Source organism: Acutalibacter sp. 1XD8-36 (genome assembly GCF_009917525.1).
In the GTDB taxonomy this organism is placed as follows: Bacteria; Bacillota; Clostridia; order Oscillospirales; family Acutalibacteraceae; genus Acutalibacter.
The window spans coordinates 148303-164076 of sequence record NZ_QZDU01000006.1 but is presented as its reverse complement, the minus strand read 5'-3'; the positions used below and the strand labels follow the sequence as shown (position 1 = coordinate 164076).

Annotated in this window: 15 protein-coding genes; 7 read left to right on the top strand and 8 right to left on the bottom strand. The window is 55.4% G+C overall.

Going from position 1 to position 15774, the window contains the following annotated elements; translation table 11 throughout:
- Positions 1-99 precede the first annotated feature (99 nt).
- From D5270_RS11285 to D5270_RS11255, 7 genes are all read left to right on the top strand, one after another.
- The gene (locus D5270_RS11285) at positions 100-1827 is read left to right on the top strand and encodes an ABC transporter ATP-binding protein/permease (protein ID WP_166544214.1); all 1728 of its coding nucleotides are present in this window, start codon (positions 100-102) and stop codon (positions 1825-1827) included.
- Complete coding sequence (gene cydC, locus D5270_RS11280) at positions 1824-3479, top strand: thiol reductant ABC exporter subunit CydC (RefSeq protein WP_243150324.1); 1656 nt, start codon at positions 1824-1826, stop codon at positions 3477-3479. Before D5270_RS11285 ends, cydC begins: the two co-directional genes overlap by 4 nt.
- On the top strand, positions 3479-3814 hold the full coding sequence (locus D5270_RS11275) for a nitrous oxide-stimulated promoter family protein (RefSeq protein ID WP_166544187.1): 336 nt from the start codon (positions 3479-3481) through the stop codon (positions 3812-3814). The genes cydC and D5270_RS11275 overlap by 1 nt, the downstream gene beginning before the upstream one ends.
- Positions 3811-4191 carry a YbaN family protein gene (locus D5270_RS11270; protein ID WP_166544186.1) on the top strand — a complete coding sequence of 127 codons (381 nt, stop codon included), beginning with the start codon at positions 3811-3813 and terminating at the stop codon, positions 4189-4191. The genes D5270_RS11275 and D5270_RS11270 overlap by 4 nt, the downstream gene beginning before the upstream one ends.
- A gap of 76 nt (positions 4192-4267) precedes the next feature.
- Positions 4268-5050, top strand: coding sequence for a ZIP family metal transporter (locus tag D5270_RS11265; RefSeq protein ID WP_166544185.1), 783 nt, complete (start codon positions 4268-4270; stop codon positions 5048-5050).
- A 245-nt stretch (positions 5051-5295) separates the two neighbouring features.
- Positions 5296-6648, top strand: coding sequence for an MATE family efflux transporter (locus tag D5270_RS11260; protein WP_166544184.1), 1353 nt, complete (start codon positions 5296-5298; stop codon positions 6646-6648).
- Positions 6649-6661: 13 nt separating this feature from the next.
- Positions 6662-7024 carry a metal-dependent transcriptional regulator gene (locus tag D5270_RS11255; RefSeq protein WP_166544183.1) on the top strand — a complete coding sequence of 121 codons (363 nt, stop codon included), beginning with the start codon at positions 6662-6664 and terminating at the stop codon, positions 7022-7024.
- A 58-nt stretch (positions 7025-7082) separates the two neighbouring features.
- Here D5270_RS11255 and D5270_RS11250 read toward each other — a convergent pair whose 3' ends face one another.
- The 8 genes from D5270_RS11250 to D5270_RS11220 all read right to left on the bottom strand — a co-directional run bounded on the left by D5270_RS11250 (position 7083) and on the right by D5270_RS11220 (position 15733).
- Positions 7083-7901, bottom strand: coding sequence for an ABC transporter ATP-binding protein (locus tag D5270_RS11250; protein ID WP_166544182.1), 819 nt, complete (start codon positions 7899-7901; stop codon positions 7083-7085).
- Between the two features lie 2 nt (positions 7902-7903).
- On the bottom strand, positions 7904-8932 hold the full coding sequence (locus D5270_RS11245) for a FecCD family ABC transporter permease (protein ID WP_166544181.1): 1029 nt from the start codon (positions 8930-8932) through the stop codon (positions 7904-7906).
- Positions 8929-9924, bottom strand: coding sequence for a FecCD family ABC transporter permease (locus D5270_RS11240; RefSeq protein WP_166544180.1), 996 nt, complete (start codon positions 9922-9924; stop codon positions 8929-8931). The genes D5270_RS11245 and D5270_RS11240 overlap by 4 nt, the downstream gene beginning before the upstream one ends.
- Positions 9921-10970, bottom strand: a complete 1050-nt coding sequence (locus D5270_RS11235) for an iron-siderophore ABC transporter substrate-binding protein (protein WP_166544179.1) — start codon at positions 10968-10970, stop codon at positions 9921-9923. Before D5270_RS11235 ends, D5270_RS11240 begins: the two co-directional genes overlap by 4 nt.
- Before the next feature lie 323 nt (positions 10971-11293).
- Positions 11294-11725, bottom strand: coding sequence for a flavodoxin (locus D5270_RS11230; protein ID WP_330587512.1), 432 nt, complete (start codon positions 11723-11725; stop codon positions 11294-11296).
- A gap of 101 nt (positions 11726-11826) precedes the next feature.
- Entirely contained in the window at positions 11827-12681 is an 855-nt protein-coding gene (locus D5270_RS11225; protein WP_166544178.1) for a hypothetical protein, read from the bottom strand.
- Entirely contained in the window at positions 12671-12802 is a 132-nt protein-coding gene (locus D5270_RS17050; protein ID WP_279286497.1) for a hypothetical protein, read from the bottom strand. The genes D5270_RS11225 and D5270_RS17050 overlap by 11 nt, the downstream gene beginning before the upstream one ends.
- Before the next feature lie 222 nt (positions 12803-13024).
- Positions 13025-15733: an RNA dependent RNA polymerase gene (locus D5270_RS11220; RefSeq protein ID WP_243150323.1), complete on the bottom strand. Its 2709-nt coding sequence runs from the start codon at positions 15731-15733 to the stop codon at positions 13025-13027.
- Between the last annotated feature and the right edge of the window lie 41 nt (positions 15734-15774).

Genomic DNA, 15774 nt, shown 5'->3' with positions numbered 1-15774 from the left:
GTAAAATATAAGCGAGTTAGCGCACGCTAATCGGCGTGCGCTTTCATCTAACATGTGGTTAGCATATGCTAACAAATCTGTGAGAGGAAGATCGCTATGATGATCAACAAACGCCTGATCGGCACAGTCCCCGAGAGCCGAAAATACGTGACCGGGAACATAGCCCTGCAATGGCTCTCTCTATTGGCAAACATGGCTATGATGACCGCCATAACCGCTTTTTTAGCCTGTTTGGCTTTGGGTAAAAGCGGGCGGCTCGGCCTGACAGCGGCGGTGGCGGCGGGAGCGCTTGTCCTCCGCTTCGCCTGCACAGTGGGGGCTAGCCGCATGAGCTATCTCTCGTCCAAGGCCGTCAAGCATACCCTACGGGAACTTATCTACCGAAAGCTCCTTCGGCTGGGAGTGTGTTACCGCCAGAGCGCCAGCACCGCCGAGGTGATCCAGGTGGCGGTGGAGGGCGTTGACCAGCTGGAAACCTACTTTGGGGCGTACCTGCCCCAATTTTTCTACGCCATGCTGGCCCCGCTGACCCTGTTCGCCTACCTGTGCACAGTAAACGTACCCTCGGCGGTGGTGCTGTTGGTGTGCGTGCCTCTTATTCCCATTGCCATCGCCGCCGTGCAGACCTGTGCCAAGAAGCTGCTCGCCAAATACTGGGGGCAATATACCGCTTTGGGCGACACTTTTCTGGAAAACCTGCAAGGCTTAACAACCTTAAAAATCTATCAGTCCGACGGCTTCAAGCAGGAGGAGATGAACCAGGAGGCTGAGAGCTTCCGGCGGATCACTATGAAGGTGCTGACCATGCAGCTGAATTCCATCACCATTATGGACTTGATTGCCTACGGCGGCGCGGCCCTGGGGGTGATTCTTTCCGTGACCCAGTACCGGGCCAGGCAGGTGGACTTGGCCGGGTGCCTGCTCATCATTCTTCTGTCCGCCGACTTTTTCATTCCCATGCGCCAGCTGGGCAGCTTTTTCCATATTGCCATGAACGGCATGGCCGCCAGCGAGAAGATTTTCCGCCTGCTGGACTTGCCTGAGCCGGAGCGGGGCACTGCACCTTTCCCGGAGGATTGCTCCATCACCTGCACCAACCTGAGTTTTGCCTACGAGCCTGACCGGCCCATTCTTCATAGCATTGAGTTAGTCGTGCCTAAAGGCGGCTTCACCGCTATCGTTGGTGAATCCGGCTGTGGCAAGAGCACCATCACCGGACTGCTCCTGGGCCGGAACCGGGGCTATAGCGGCTCCATCCAGATCGGCGGCGTGGAGCTGGCGGACATAGCCGAGGCAAACCTGATGGAAAGCATCACCTACATCAGCCACCAGAGCTACCTATTTAAGGGCACCGTGCGGGAAAATCTGCAAATGGGCAGGCCCGATGCCACGGACGATGAACTCTGGGCGGCGCTGGAAAAGGTGAAGCTGGACGGTTTCCTCCGGCAGGAGAAGGGCCTTGACACCCCCCTCACCGAGCAGGGTGCAAACCTCTCCGGCGGCCAGCGGCAGCGGCTGGCCCTGGCCCGGGCGCTGCTCCACGACAGCCCGGTGTACATCTTCGATGAGGCCACCTCCAACATCGACGTGGAGAGCGAGAACGACATTATGGCAGAGATTCACCAACTGGCCAGGGAAAAGACGATCATTCTCATCTCCCACCGGCTGGCCAACGTGACTGGTGCAGACAACATTTATGTGATGGAAAAAGGCCACGTTGCGGAGCACGGCACGCATCATGAGCTGCTGGAAAAGCGGGGCGCTTACGCCGCCCTGTGGGAGGCTCAGCAGTCCTTGGAAAACTATAGCAGGGAGGGGTCAAAATGAAACGGAGCGGGTTCAAAGTCATGCTGAGGCTGGTGGGGCTGGTGAGGCCTTTGGCCGGGTTCATGGTGCTGGCGATTGGGATGGGCCTTGCCGGTCACCTGTGCGCGGCGTTCATCACCATCTTCGGCGGGTACGCGGTGCTGAATCTATTGCGGTTCGACACGCCCCTTAGCCTGACCGCCATTTTCATTTCCGTGGGTGTGTTCGCCCTGCTGCGGGGCGTTCTGCGCTACTCCGAGCAGGCCAGCAACCACTACATTGCCTTCAAGCTGTTGGCGCTCATAAGAGACAAAGTGTTCCGGTCCCTGCGCCGCCTGTGCCCCGCCAAGCTGGAGGGCCGGAACCGTGGCGATCTGATAGCAGTCATCACCTCGGACATTGAGCTGCTGGAGGTGTTCTACGCCCACACCATCTCCCCGGCGGCCATTGCCGGGCTGTTTACGGTGGTGATGTGCCTGTTCATCGGCAGCTGCCACTGGGCGCTGGGGCTGCTGGCCCTGGGGGCTTATGTCGTGGTGGGAGTAGCTGTGCCCATTCTGACTTCCCGGCTCAGCGGAGAGGATGGCATGGTGTTCCGGCGGGAGTCCGGGGAGCTGAGCGCCTTTGTGCTGGACAGCCTGCGGGGTCTGGACGAGACCGTCCAGTACGGCCAGGGGGAGGCCCGGCTTGCTCAAATGAACGCCCGCACCGATGCCCTCTCGGAGAGCGAGTCCAAAATGAAGTGTAAGGCGGGGTACAGCATGGCCGTCACCAATACCGTGATTCTGTTGCTGGACTTAGCAATGCTGTTCACCTCGGCAGCGCTGTACAGCCGGGGGCAGGTGGACTTTACCGGGGTGCTTATTCCCACAGTGGCGCTCATGAGCAGCTTTGGCCCCTGCGTGGCTCTGGCTAACCTGGGCAGCACTTTGCAGAGTACCTTCGCCGCCGGAAACCGGGTGCTGGATATTCTGGAGGAAGCGCCTTTGGTAGAGGAGGTCAGCGGTCAGGCCGCAGTGGACTTTACCGGCGCGGCAACGGAAAACCTCTGCTTCTCCTATGGCGGCGAACAAGTCCTCAGCGGGCTGAGCCTGGACGTGCCAAAAGGGGAAGTAGTGGGCATCATGGGCAAAAGCGGCAGTGGGAAGTCTACCTTCCTCAAGCTGCTCATGAGATTCTGGCAGGCCGGGCCGGGGCAGGTGCTGGTGTCGGGCAGGGACGTGGGGGAGATCAACACTCAAAACCTCCGGGAGCTGGAGAGTTTCGTTACCCAGGAGACCCATCTGTTTCACGACAGCATCAAGAACAATCTCCGCGTTGCAAAGCTGGACGCCACGGATGAGGAAATCATTGCTGCCTGCAAAAAGGCCGCTGTCCATGACTTCATCATGACCCTGCCAAAGGGCTACGACACCCCTGTGGGCGAGCTGGGCGGCACCCTCTCCGGCGGAGAGCGCCAGCGGCTGGGGCTGGCAAGGGCATTCCTTCACGACGCTCCGTTGATGCTGCTGGACGAACCCACCAGCAATCTGGACAGCCTGAACGAGGCGGTGATTTTGAAGTCCCTAGGCCAGGAGCGGGGCGGCAAGACCGTGGTGTTGGTGTCTCACAGGCAGAGTACCATGCGTATTGCGGACCGGGTGTACTCGGTGGAGAATGGGAGGCTGAGCTGATGGACGCACAGACAAAACGGGAGCGGGAAAAGGCGATGGTGGCCAAGATGATTGCCCTTTACTGCCGGAAAAACCACCACACCAAGGGACTCTGCCCGGAGTGCGCGGCACTGGCCGAATACGCCCGACAGCGCAGCGACCACTGCCCGTTCATGGAGACAAAGACCTTTTGCTCCAACTGCCGGGTACACTGCTACAAGCCGGAAATGCGGGAGAAAATCCGGGCGGTGATGCGCTTTTCCGGGCCCAGGATGCTCCTTGTCTGCCCGGTGCAGGCGGTGCGGCACGTAATCGAGACCAGAAAAGAGAAACGGAGATTGGAGGAACAGGCATGAAAATTAAGAAAATCGGGTACATAGTATTGGGGTGCATCGGCGTGGGGCTGGGTGCGGTGGGGGCGGTTCTGCCTCTGCTGCCCGCGTTCCCCTTTTTATTGCTGGCAGCGTTCTGCTTTGCACGCAGCTCGGAACGCTTGGACAGGTGGTTCAAGGGTACGAAGCTCTATAAGGAGAACCTGGAGAGCTTTGTCCAGGGCAAGGGCATGACGAAAAAGACCAAGGTGCGCATTATGGTGACGGTGACCCTGCTCATGTCCATCGGCTTTGTGATGATGCACGCCGTGCCGGTGGGCCGCATCGTGCTGGGGTGCGTGTGGGTGTTCCATATCCTTTATTTTTGCTTTGGGGTCAAGACAATCCCGGCAGATGGCTGACGAGAGTATTTCAAACTGACAACAGCGCATAATGTACACAGTACCCAAACGTAAAACGGGAGGAAAACGCAGAAAAATGGTACGAAATGTTCTGGCAGAATTACTGCTCCCCTTTCTGGGCACTTCCCTGGGGGCAGGCTGTGTGTTCTTCATAAAAAGCGGGCTGAACCGGGCTGTCCAGCGCGCCCTGACCGGCTTTGCCGCCGGGGTCATGGTGGCGGCTTCCGTGTGGAGCCTGCTGGTGCCCGCCATGGAGCAGTCGGCGGATATGGGCAGGCTGGCGTTCCTTCCGGCGGTAGTCGGGTTCTGGTTGGGCATACTGTTCCTGCTGATACTGGATAGGGCGGTTCCCCATCTGCACCAGGGCACAAGTCAGCCAGAAGGGCCTCATGCCCGGCTGAAACAGACGACCATGCTGGTGTTGGCCGTCACCCTCCACAACATCCCAGAGGGAATGGCGGTGGGCGTGGTGCTGGCGGGGTGGATATCCGGGAACAGCGGCATCACCGCCGCCGGTACGCTGGCCCTGTCCCTGGGCATCGCCCTGCAGAATTTCCCGGAGGGGGCCATTATCTCCATGCCGCTCCGGGCGGAAGGGACGGGGAAAGGGCGGGCTTTTCTGTACGGCGTTCTCTCCGGGGTGGTGGAGCCGTTGGCCGCCATGCTAACCATTCTGGCAGCAGGATTTATTCTGCCCGCGTTGCCATATCTGCTCAGTTTCGCGGCGGGGGCCATGATCTATGTGGTGGTGGAGGAACTCATCCCGGAGGCATCTCTTGGGGAGCACTCAAATTTGGGGACGCTGTTCTTTGCGGCTGGGTTTGCCGTTATGCTGGCACTGGATGTGGCGCTGGGGTAGGTGGCAGGAATCATGAGATACACCTGTTGTAAACGGTTACTGTGGGATATCATCGCCCCAGCGTTCACTGATGCCGGAACACAAAGGAGAATTGCTCTGTCAAAGTTATCTGAAAGGCGGCTATCGCAAAACGCCAATCATCCGGCTGTTTTACCGGGTCATACGCACCTTTCCCATGGGTTTCATGCTCCACGTTGAATTTTCACGCCCAAAGGTTAGTATAAGCTAACAAAAAGGAGGCCAACATGAAAAAGAGGGCCAGCGCCATTGATTTCACCACCGGCTCTATCTGGAAATTGCTTCTGCTGTATTTTCTGCCCGTCCTGGCAGGCGGGCTTTTCCAGCAGCTCTACGCCACGGTGGACGCTGTGATATTGGGGCAGTTCGCGGGAAAAGCGGGCCTTGCCGCCATAGATTCCATCTATAATCTGCTCGAACTGCCGGTCAATTTCTTCACCGGGTTGTCTGCGGGGGCAGCCATCATTATCTCCCAGTGCTTCGGGGCCAAGGAGGAGGACGCCCTCTCAAAAGCCGTACACACGGCGGTGGCATTCTCAATGACGGGAGGGCTGGTGCTGTCGACGGTATGCGTGGCGGCAGCGCCTTTGGGCTTGCGCCTGATGAGCGTACCGAACGACGTGTATCCTTTGGCGCTGGGGTATGTACAGATTTATTTTGCCGGGCTGGCCGTATCCATGGTCTACAATATCTGCGCCGGAATTTTGCGGGCGGTGGGGGATTCCCGGACACCGTTCTGCATTTTGGCAGTCTCCGGCGCGGCGAATGTGGGCCTTGACCTGCTGTTCGTGGCGGCATGGGGCATGAGCGCCCCCAGCGCGGCCCTGGCCACAGTCCTTGCCCAAGGGCTAAGCGCGGCACTGGCACTGATGGTATTGACAAGGCGGCAGGCGGCTTACCGGCTGTCCCCCGGGCGGCTCCGCTTTGACAGAGCGGTGCTGGGGAAGATATTCACCATCGGCCTGCCTATGGCCTTACAGTCTGTATTGTACCCCATCTCCAACATGACTGTGCAGGCGGCGGTGAACCAGACCGGTACGGATAACATCGTGGCCTGGGCCCTGTGCGGCAAGCTGGATTTTCTCATATGGCTGGCAGCAGACTCCTTCGCGGCGGCGATCGCCACCTTTGTGGCGCAAAATTACGGCGCGGGCCAGGGGGAGCGTTGCAGAAAAGGAGTACGGATCGGTCTTGGTATGATCCTTGCCATTATCATTTTTATCAGCGCTATCCTGTTTTTATGGAGCGAACCGCTGGGCCGTCTTATCCTCAACTCGGCGGATGCGCCCATTGCCGGCGTCACCGGCAGGCTTATGAGGCTGATGGCCCCGCTCTGCTTTTTGTATGTGTTCGGCGAGGTCTTTGCCGGGGCGATCCGGGGCCAGGGCGAGAGTCTGCGGCCCATGGTGATCACTCTGCTTGGCACCTGCGCTACCCGTGTCCTGTGGATATGGCTTGTGCCGCACAATCACCAACTGCTGGCAATCTTGGCAGTCTACCCGGTTTCCTGGGCGGTCACATCACTGGCTTTTACAATCTATTATCATCTGTTCCGCGACCATACCAAGGTACGCACCTAAAGGGAGGACAATTATGGCATTATACGCGTCCGGCGAGGACTATCTGGAGGCAATTTTGGTTTTGCAACGTAAAATGGGCGCGGTGCGCTCAGTTGATCTGGACCGACACATGAATTTTAGCAAACCCAGCATTAGCAACGCGGTAGGGCTCCTGAAAAAGGGCGGGTTCTTGGAGGTTGACGGAAACGGTTCCCTGCTCTTGACCGGCCTGGGCCGGGAGGTGGCAGAGCAGATTTATGAACGGCACCAGTTTTTCACCCGCCAGCTTATCGCCGCCGGGGTGGATGAGAAGCTGGCTGAGGAGGATGCCTGCAAGATCGAGCACGCCATCAGCGAGGAGAGCTTTCGAAAGTGGAAGGCGGAGTTGGAGGGATAAAAAGAGACTGTACAAGCAAGTCGTTTTCGCTTGTACAGTCTTATCTTCTTTTGGAACCTTATCCGGCCCGCACCAGGGCAGTATTCATATGGTACCTGCCTTTTGGCACAACATAGGGCGTACAGGAGACAGGATCTTCCATTACCACACAGTCCAGCCCGTAGACTTCTTTTATTAACTCCGGGGTGAGAATATCCGCAGGCTCTCCCTGGGCCAGCAACTTCCCCTTGCGCATGGCAAAAAGCCAGTCGGCGTAGCGGGCAGAGAGATTGATATCGTGGAGTACCATGACGATTGTAGTGCCCTTACTTTGATTCAGTTCGGCAAGGCTGTCGAGAATTTCCACCTGATAGGCGATATCCAGATAGGTGGTGGGTTCATCCAGCAGAAGAATGTCTGTCTGCTGGGCCAGAGCCAGGGCGATCCATACCCGCTGGCGCTGGCCCCCGGAAAGCTCATCTACACTGCGGTCGCACAATTCCGCAATACCCATGATCTCCAGGGCATCCTGTACGGCCCGCATATCCTCCTTTGTGGCGTTTTGCAAAAGCTTTCGGTATGGGAACCGCCCCCTTGCCACCAGGTCCGCAACTTTTATGGCCTCCGGTACCACCGGGGACTGGGGCAGCAGGCCCAAAATCTGTGCCAATTTTTTCGGTTGATAGCTGCCAATGGGCCGTCTGTCCAGGGTGACCACTCCAGACATGGGCCGCAAAAGCCGGGCAAAGGACTTCAGCAGAGTGGATTTCCCGCATCCGTTGGCCCCGATGATAATGCTGATTTTCCCATCCGGTATGACCGCTTCCATGCTATCCACAATCACCCGTCCATCATAGCCGAGCTGAAGGTTTTCAGCCGATAATATGTGCTGTTCCATCGCTAATTTCCTCCTTTTTTGTTCATGCGCAGCAGTAAAAACAGCAGATAGGGCGCGCCGAGTATGCCGGTTATCACGCCCACCGGATAGCGGGCGGGGAAGGCATATTGTCCGCAGAGGTCGGCGGCAAGCACCAGCACCGCGCCCACAAGGGCGGAAGAAACCATGTTGCCCTTCCCTCCGCCGGTAAGGCGGTCAGCAATAGGCCCAGATAAGAACGCCACTGAGGCGATGGGCCCTGTGGAAGCTGTGGCAAAGGCTGTCAGGCACAGGGCGCACAGGATGAGCAGCAGGCGTGTCCGGCTGGGACGTGCGCCCAGGGTTTGGGCGTATTCCTCGCCCATCTGCATTACGGAAAGATGTTGGTTCAGTAGCAAGATCCCGCCGCCAGCAATGGCCAGCACCCCGATGAGCAGGGGCACATTTTCCATTTTGACCCCATTCAGGCTCCCGCTGAGCCACCGCATGGCGCTGGGTACATCGTACTCCGAGGCTTTCAGCAGGGTCCAAGAGATGACCGCGTTGAGGAACGCCTGCATCCCGATGCCCACTAAAATCAACCGTCCGTTGGAGAAACCCGCACCCTGGGAAAAGAACCAGATTGCTCCTGCCACCACGATGCCAGAAACCACGGCGGAAACAGACACCAGCGCACCGCTCCAGCCCAATACCAAAATGGCGAACACCGCCGCTACGCTGGCCCCGGAGGTTACGCCGATGATATCCGGGCTGGCCAGGGGATTTCGTAGCAGCTTCTGGAAGGTGTTGCCTGCCATGCCAAAGCACAGCCCAGCCAGCAGTCCCGTAAGCACCCGGGGCAGGCGCAGGGTCTTGATGGTGAAAGTCGCGCCCTTGACCGATTCACCGTTCAGGACGCGGAAGATGGTCTGGGGGCTGTAGAAGGTCTGACCGAAAACCATGCCGAAGCAGACCAGCCCCGCCGCCAGCACAGCCAGCGCCGCGCACACAGCAATATAGCGCCTGCGTCTTTTTTGAAAACCCAAAAAGATAGGGGTCTGCTGATTATTCATAGGGCACGCACCTTGACCTTTCTCACAATGAAGATGAACACCGGCGCGCCCAGCAGGGCCGTAATAATGCCCACTTCAACCTCCCCGGCACCGCCCAGCACACGGCCCAGCACATCGGCGGCCAGCAGCAGGCCTCCGCCGCCCAAGGCTGACATAGGCATTACCCAGCGCATATCCGGCCCAAGGAGCAGCCGCATAAAGTGGGGCACCATCAGCCCAACAAAGCCGATAGGCCCTGCCAGCGCCGTGACGGACGCACACAACAGCACACCGGCCAAAGCGCTTGTACCCCGCACCAGAGCCACATTCAGGCCCAGGCCTGTGGCGACCTCGTCCCCCAGGGCCAGGGTGTTCAGCGCCGGGGCCAGTAGCAGGCTGGCTATGAACCCCACGGCCAGGTAGGGCCACTGGGCGGCAATGTCTTCCCAAGTCACCCCGCCAATGCTGCCCGTTTGCCAGAAACGGAAGCGATCCATCACCTGGGTGTCAGGCAGCATTATCGTATTCACCAGGGACTGAAGTGCCGTGCTTGCCGCCGCCCCGGCTAAGGCAAGTTTAATGGGCGTAGCCCCGCCATGGCCTAAGGATGCCAGCCCGTAGACAGCAACGGCGGTCAGCGCGGCCCCGGCAAAGGCCAACCAGATGTATTGACTGTTGCTGCTGATGTGGAAAAACGCCATGCCGCTGACCACAAATAGAGAGGCCCCGGTGTTAATACCTAAAATACTGGGGTCAGCAATAGGGTTGCGGGTAAGGGCCTGCATCAGTGCGCCGGAGACGCCCAGGGCCGCCCCGGCGATCACCCCGAAAAGTGTGCGGGGGATGCGGGCCTGTACCACGCTGACCTCAAACTCCGGGCCGCTGCCCAGCCCCAACGCCGCAAATATACTGTGGAGGCTGACGGGTTTGGCTCCATATGATACGGAGGCCACAGCGCACAGAATCAGGAAAACCAGCAGGCACAGCAGGCATAATGTGCGCCTCCTGATCATTTCACTGCCTCAGCTGCATCGTTCAGCAGTTTCAGATAGGTATCGATATTGTATGGGATGGACAACACACTGGGAGAGGCCCCGCCCGCAAGAGCGGAGGCGTCGTCAATGAAGGCCACCGCGCCGTTTTTGATTGCGGGGATCTGGTTCATTAAGGCGTCGGCCTGGATTGTTTCCAGGTTGGCGGCATTGCCGTAGACTACGATCATTTCCACATCGCTGAGCTGGTCTGCGTTTTCTCGACTGACATTTATGTAGAAATCGCTGGTAGTTTGGGCTAACTTACGGATGCTGTCCGGCAAGTCCAAGCCGAAATCGTTCAAGTAGTCGGCCCGGGAATCACCGGGAAGGTAGATAGAGAAGGTGTTCAGGTCATCAGGACTGATCCAGCAGAAGATGGCTTTTTTACCCGCCAGGGCCGGATATTCGGCCGCTTTCTCCGCAATCAGCTTTTCCGTGTCCTCTACCAGCTTTTTCCCTTCTTCTTCCATGCCAATGGTCTTGGAGGCAATGAGGGCAGAATCACGCCAACTAACTTGCCAAGGTTTTTCCGGGTAGGCCACAGTGGGGGCAATCTCGCTTAAGGTGTCATATTCCTCTTGGGTCATGCCTGAGTTCACAGCTAAGATCAAATCAGGCTCGGCATCGCTGATGGCCTCAAAATCAAAGCCGTCTGTGTCGTTGAAAACATGGGGGCTGTCTACGCCCAAGGACTGGAAAGCCTCGTCTGTCCAGGGATGGATTTTGTGCTCGGTGACAAGACCGTAGTTGGCTTCTGACACACCTACCGGGGTCACGCCCAGGGCCAGCGGCGCGGCGGAGTTTTCCCATGCGATGCTGACAACACGCTGAGGCTTGGACTCAATCACGGTCTCGCCATAGATGTGTGAAACCGTGATGGGGTATGCGACGCTTTCGGACTGCCCCTCGGAAGAAGCTGTAGAGGCTGGCTCACTGGAGTTTGTTTCTGGAGTGGAGCCGCATCCAGTGAGGATGGCGGAGCAGAGAATCAGTACGGTCAGAAGAATGGGGATAAGTTTTCTCATGGTGGACGTCTCCTTTAGATACGATTTGATTAGCAGAAACTAACCTTACGATGCAATCTGCATTGAACCTCTATTAACACATGACATCGAGTTAGCGATGACTAATCCAAGCGAAATTATATCATCAGATGTAGGTATTGTCAATGCAGGCCGCAATGAATTTGAAACTTTGTAGAAACACGATAGATAGCACGGTAAACCATAAGTTTGATTTGTAGGTTTTGAACATCGGACATTCTGGGCTTGCAAAACGCACCCATCAAAGGCGGAACCGGCCTGCCGCGTGAACGGATTCAAGGCCGGCTCCATCTATATTTACTCCCTTATTTCCCTGCTAAGACCAGTGCTCCGCCCAGCGCTTTGCACTGGGCCAGGGCGTCTTCGTCTGGCGCTTCGTTGCAGATGACCGGCTCACAGGCCAATATAGCGCCGTTAGATTTGCAGGTATCGGCCCAGGTGCACATCCACTCCCCATCCCCCCAGCCATAGGAGCCGAACAGGGCGATGGGTTTGTCCTTCAGTTCCGGCTCACGGGCGGCGAACATGGGCGCGAATTCGCTCTCTTCCAACTCCTCTGAGCCCATGGATGGACAGCCGAAAGCGATGGCGTTAAAGAAGCCTGCCATGTCAACGTCAAACTCTCCAGCGGTGAACAGCGCGACCTCGCCGCCCTGGGCCTGCACGCCCTCAGCAACGACCTGGGCCATGGCCTCGGTGTTGCCGGTGCCGCTCCAATAAACTAAGATGACTTTCACAGTAGTACCTTCCCTGTTCGCTTTGATTGGCGAGGACCTCAAGGGGTATAATATGATCACCCGACCCAAGGCTGACCCATTATTACCTCAGAATATATTATTTACAAAATAGATTGACTCGCTCGAAATCTTGCAACTCCCAACCGTTCCTTTTTCCGCATGATAATACTCTCAGGAATAGCTGGCAGCCACTTTCTACTGAACATGGCACTGCCAAAATATGCGTCGAAATTCGTGACCGGCAACAAGACCCATTCAGAATCCTCTGGCTTATTCGCTATGTAATACTCCACTAAAGTGCGGATAACTTCAGCCGGTACCTTCTCAGGCCGGAGTGCTTCAATTCGATCGAGAATATCGTTCGGCAAATTAACGCTGTTGTTTCGCAGCGGCCACAGTTCCAGAGCATCGGCCAGCACATCATCAAACCTCAAAACCCACGCACCGTTCGTGCCGTGCGAGAAAATCGGCACTTGAAACTGTACAACCTTCCTTCGCCAGGCCGCATCGAATTCTTTATCTATGATATCCGCTTTGCCATACGCTGTCTTACTCACTGCATTGGGATTGTTCTTCATAAATTGCGCGATATTGTGAACATGACGGCAAAACCACCCCATGCCATTTTTGTCCATCAACTCGGGAAACTCCCCATGCAATTCTCTGAAATCGCTTTTGAACTTCCAGTCCTCTTTAGGGCTGGCTTTCTTTTTGTCCGGGACACTACACCATGCGCAGAGTGCACGACGAGCATAGTCGATTTTATCTCCGGGATTCTCGTCCGCATCTGCAAACAGATATCCCCGGGCAAGCACTGTCAGCACCCGGGCCAGGCCGTTAAAATCCAGGATCATGTCCATTGTGAAACGTCCCATATAAGTTGTATCGCGCTTACTATCTGCTTTGTAAATTGGCGGCTCAGTGTACGCCCGAAATTCAGCCAGCTCATTCAGCATGGTTCTCCTCCTTGAGAACATTTTCTTCGATATGGTCTATGAGCAAATCCCATAGCAAATCTCGCTTACCCAGCGCAACTACATACTGCACCGCCACCTTTGGACGCACAACTCTATCCAACAGTTCCCTGCATTTTGAGGCGACAACTTCCCTGTAATCATGCCGCAAAGGTAGCTCGAGATACGCGTTCATCATATGCTGAAAAGCTACTGAATCAGTATCTCGCAAGTATTTCTTTATGTCTGTAGCCTGGTTCTCATCATCGATATCGCAAATCAAATCGCCAAAAATGCGATAGCCGCTATGCCTGAAATCCGCAAACAGCTCATGATAATTATCAAGTTACGGTAGATGGCTTTCCAGAAAATCAAATCGTGACTCACTGTCCATAAAATGCCATTTGCTCTCTACAATGGCCGCACGGATTTCCGTAACCCGCTCCGCAGAAATATCCTGGAAAGCTGCGTACAATTCGTCCGGATCAAAGATATCTTCCTGTCCACGGCTGAACAAAATTCTCTCGATATCATTCTTTCTCTGCTTATTCTGAACCGGCACTCGGCAAGCGTGTATGCGGGATAGGCAAGCCTCGTAGTCACTCAAAAGTGCCGACACAGAAGAAAGAATTTGCGGGTCAAGCCTGTCTTTCCAGTCAAGCTCCTGTGCGAAAGTAAAAAGCTCACTATCCTTTGCAGGCTTGGGCTTTACCCTTGGCGTATTCTTCTTTAGCTGATACGCCAAATACGGCAACCGCTCCAAGTTGGAGTCTACCTTGCTCCAGTCCGCCTTCTCAAAGAACGCCTTGTGCTTTTGCTCGAAGGTAGGCTCATACCATTTGCCGCGAACTTCTGCCGAATCCAACAGCTTTTTGTATTGTAAGAACAGACTTCGGTTCACGACTTTCTTGTTCAGATACTCCGACAAGTCAGGCTTGACACCGCTCTTGGCTGAGTCGATTTCAAGGCCAGTTAGAATAGCCAGAATCTCCGTTTCTTCCCTGCAGCGCTGGCGTAAATCTGAGTCAGAATTTTCATTGTAAGCGATCACACTTCTATCCAGCGCGGCATTTGATATCTGCCCCACGCGAGATGAAAAGGTGTTGCGTACCGTTTCAAACCGGGCATACCAGTCGTTAGCGTCACGGATTTGCGGCTCGGCGGCGGGTATTTTCAAAAGAGGTATATTCCCGCTGGTTTGCCTGGTCAAGTCGGTGGCATACTCCTGATAATTACGCTTCACACAAGCATTCAAAATCGGGTCTGCAATCGTCTTTATCATATCTCCATCGAAATCAGCCCCACCTAAACGCTCTGCCGCCAGAGTGTGGGAATCCACCATCACCACATCAGTAAGATGGCCTAAATAATGTTTGCGCATCTGCTCCACTTTGACATAACAGCTTAACTGGATTTCCTCATTGCGGGCAATGTGGGGATTACGAAGCAGGGTACATTCTTTGCTATGTTCATAAGCAGTTTTGGGTGCGTAATAAAAATTGTTCGCAAATTGGTTGCCTATTGCCGCTGCAAAGAATGTTCGTTTTGCTCTATCTTTTGGCACCTGTTTTGGGAGCAACAAGGTAAGGAACTCGAGCAAATCGCCAGACAAAAACCGGTTGTCACCTGCGACGATAAGTTGTCCGACTGCATACTGTTTCAAAATTTGCTCTGCCTTCGCGTCCAGCTCTTTGGTGTAGACAGGCTCATTGATGAATAGCGAGTTCTTCTTCACGATTTTTGCCATGTAGTACGCCTTGCTTTTCTTAGAAAACCACCTGCGCTCCAGGGCTGATAGAAAGTACTGTTTGCGAAATTTCTCATCCGCGCAGTAGCTATAATAGACCAGTTCAGTTTCTTTTGTGAGCCAGCAACGCTCGTCCTTTGCCGGTGAATCCTTCCATCCTAACGGCAGATCATGTGGCCGAAACTCTTCGGCAGTTATGGAAACCGTGTTCAAGAATTGGTAATTCAGAGTAGTAAGCTCCTCCGGTTTTTCTTTGCTGGTCTGCGTTATGTAAAGCGCATATCGGTACTTAGAAAACGCCCTCCAGTAGTCATTCCAATTCATTTTATTTTCCGTCAGCCAGCCATATCCCTTGAACATGGACTTTGTCAAAATGATATCCACATCACGCACTTTGTGCTGAACGCCCCATAGGTCTGTAATGGTGTCACAGCCCCCGCTGGTCAAAAAATCCTTGAAGTCAACCTGATGGAGCATACCTTTTACATATGGTAAGCGTATCTGAAACGACGTGTGGATATGCTTACCGCAGTAAACCTTATCAATGATTTCTGCGTACTGCTTTGAAATCAAGCCCTCGCCGTCAAATAGAGTTACTGGGATCTCCTCTCTCCGCTCTACCCGATGATACTTGCGGATGTTACCTGCGCTCCCATCGTCCTCAACCGTAATGACCGGTACATCATGGACAGTTACCTCGGGGTTATCAATTACAATCACCCGGTGGGGCCTGTCAATTTCAACACCGTCTATTCGAGTTCCACCGGAGAGCATCAGCCCATTGTAGGCATAAAGTTTGCTCAACTGGCACGACCCAATTTTCATATCCAGCATGATTCTCCGGCGTAGCGGCTCGTAAATGTCCTCCCGAACAAAAGAAAGCTGTGCCTTGCGGCTCATGCTGTTGGAGCGCTCGAATGCCAGATACCGACAGGGGCCAGCGCCAAAATCCAGCACAATGCCCTCAGGCCGGAACATACTCTCTGCCTTTTTCTGCCGGACGGCATGACGGTTCTGTGCGGCATTCCGGTCGAAGATATTGCTGAAATCCACGTAGCAGATCACGTCCGACAGGTCACTAATCAGAGTGTTCTCCATCGGTAACTGGTAGCTATCCCCATGCAGAATACACAAAGCTTGAAAGAACAGCGCACAGTCCTGCTGCTCGTGGAGGGCGGTCAACACTTTGCATTTCTCCGTTGCTTTTGCGTTCAACGCAAAGGCATAGCCGCTCTCCGCATCTTCCTGCGCGTAGGACATGAGAGCGCTGGCAGACAACGTATAGATTTTATACCTGACCTGCGGCATACCGTTCACCTCCCGCCAAAATTATACCAGGATCCTTTCCG

What these genes read in the sequence shown, in the direction of transcription:
- D5270_RS11285 (WP_166544214.1), top strand. Translation starts at nt 100, where the DNA reads ATGATCAACAAACGCCTGATCGGCACAGTCCCCGAGAGCCGAAAATAC.
- cydC (WP_243150324.1), top strand. Translation starts at nt 1,824, where the DNA reads ATGAAACGGAGCGGGTTCAAAGTCATGCTGAGGCTGGTGGGGCTGGTG.
- D5270_RS11275 (WP_166544187.1), top strand. Translation starts at nt 3,479, where the DNA reads ATGGACGCACAGACAAAACGGGAGCGGGAAAAGGCGATGGTGGCCAAG.
- D5270_RS11270 (WP_166544186.1), top strand. Translation starts at nt 3,811, where the DNA reads ATGAAAATTAAGAAAATCGGGTACATAGTATTGGGGTGCATCGGCGTG.
- D5270_RS11265 (WP_166544185.1), top strand. Translation starts at nt 4,268, where the DNA reads ATGGTACGAAATGTTCTGGCAGAATTACTGCTCCCCTTTCTGGGCACT.
- D5270_RS11260 (WP_166544184.1), top strand. Translation starts at nt 5,296, where the DNA reads ATGAAAAAGAGGGCCAGCGCCATTGATTTCACCACCGGCTCTATCTGG.
- D5270_RS11255 (WP_166544183.1), top strand. Translation starts at nt 6,662, where the DNA reads ATGGCATTATACGCGTCCGGCGAGGACTATCTGGAGGCAATTTTGGTT.
- D5270_RS11250 (WP_166544182.1), bottom strand. Translation starts at nt 7,901, where the DNA reads ATGGAACAGCACATATTATCGGCTGAAAACCTTCAGCTCGGCTATGAT.
- D5270_RS11245 (WP_166544181.1), bottom strand. Translation starts at nt 8,932, where the DNA reads ATGAATAATCAGCAGACCCCTATCTTTTTGGGTTTTCAAAAAAGACGC.
- D5270_RS11240 (WP_166544180.1), bottom strand. Translation starts at nt 9,924, where the DNA reads ATGATCAGGAGGCGCACATTATGCCTGCTGTGCCTGCTGGTTTTCCTG.
- D5270_RS11235 (WP_166544179.1), bottom strand. Translation starts at nt 10,970, where the DNA reads ATGAGAAAACTTATCCCCATTCTTCTGACCGTACTGATTCTCTGCTCC.
- D5270_RS11225 (WP_166544178.1), bottom strand. Translation starts at nt 12,681, where the DNA reads ATGCTGAATGAGCTGGCTGAATTTCGGGCGTACACTGAGCCGCCAATT.
- D5270_RS11220 (WP_243150323.1), bottom strand. Translation starts at nt 15,733, where the DNA reads ATGCCGCAGGTCAGGTATAAAATCTATACGTTGTCTGCCAGCGCTCTC.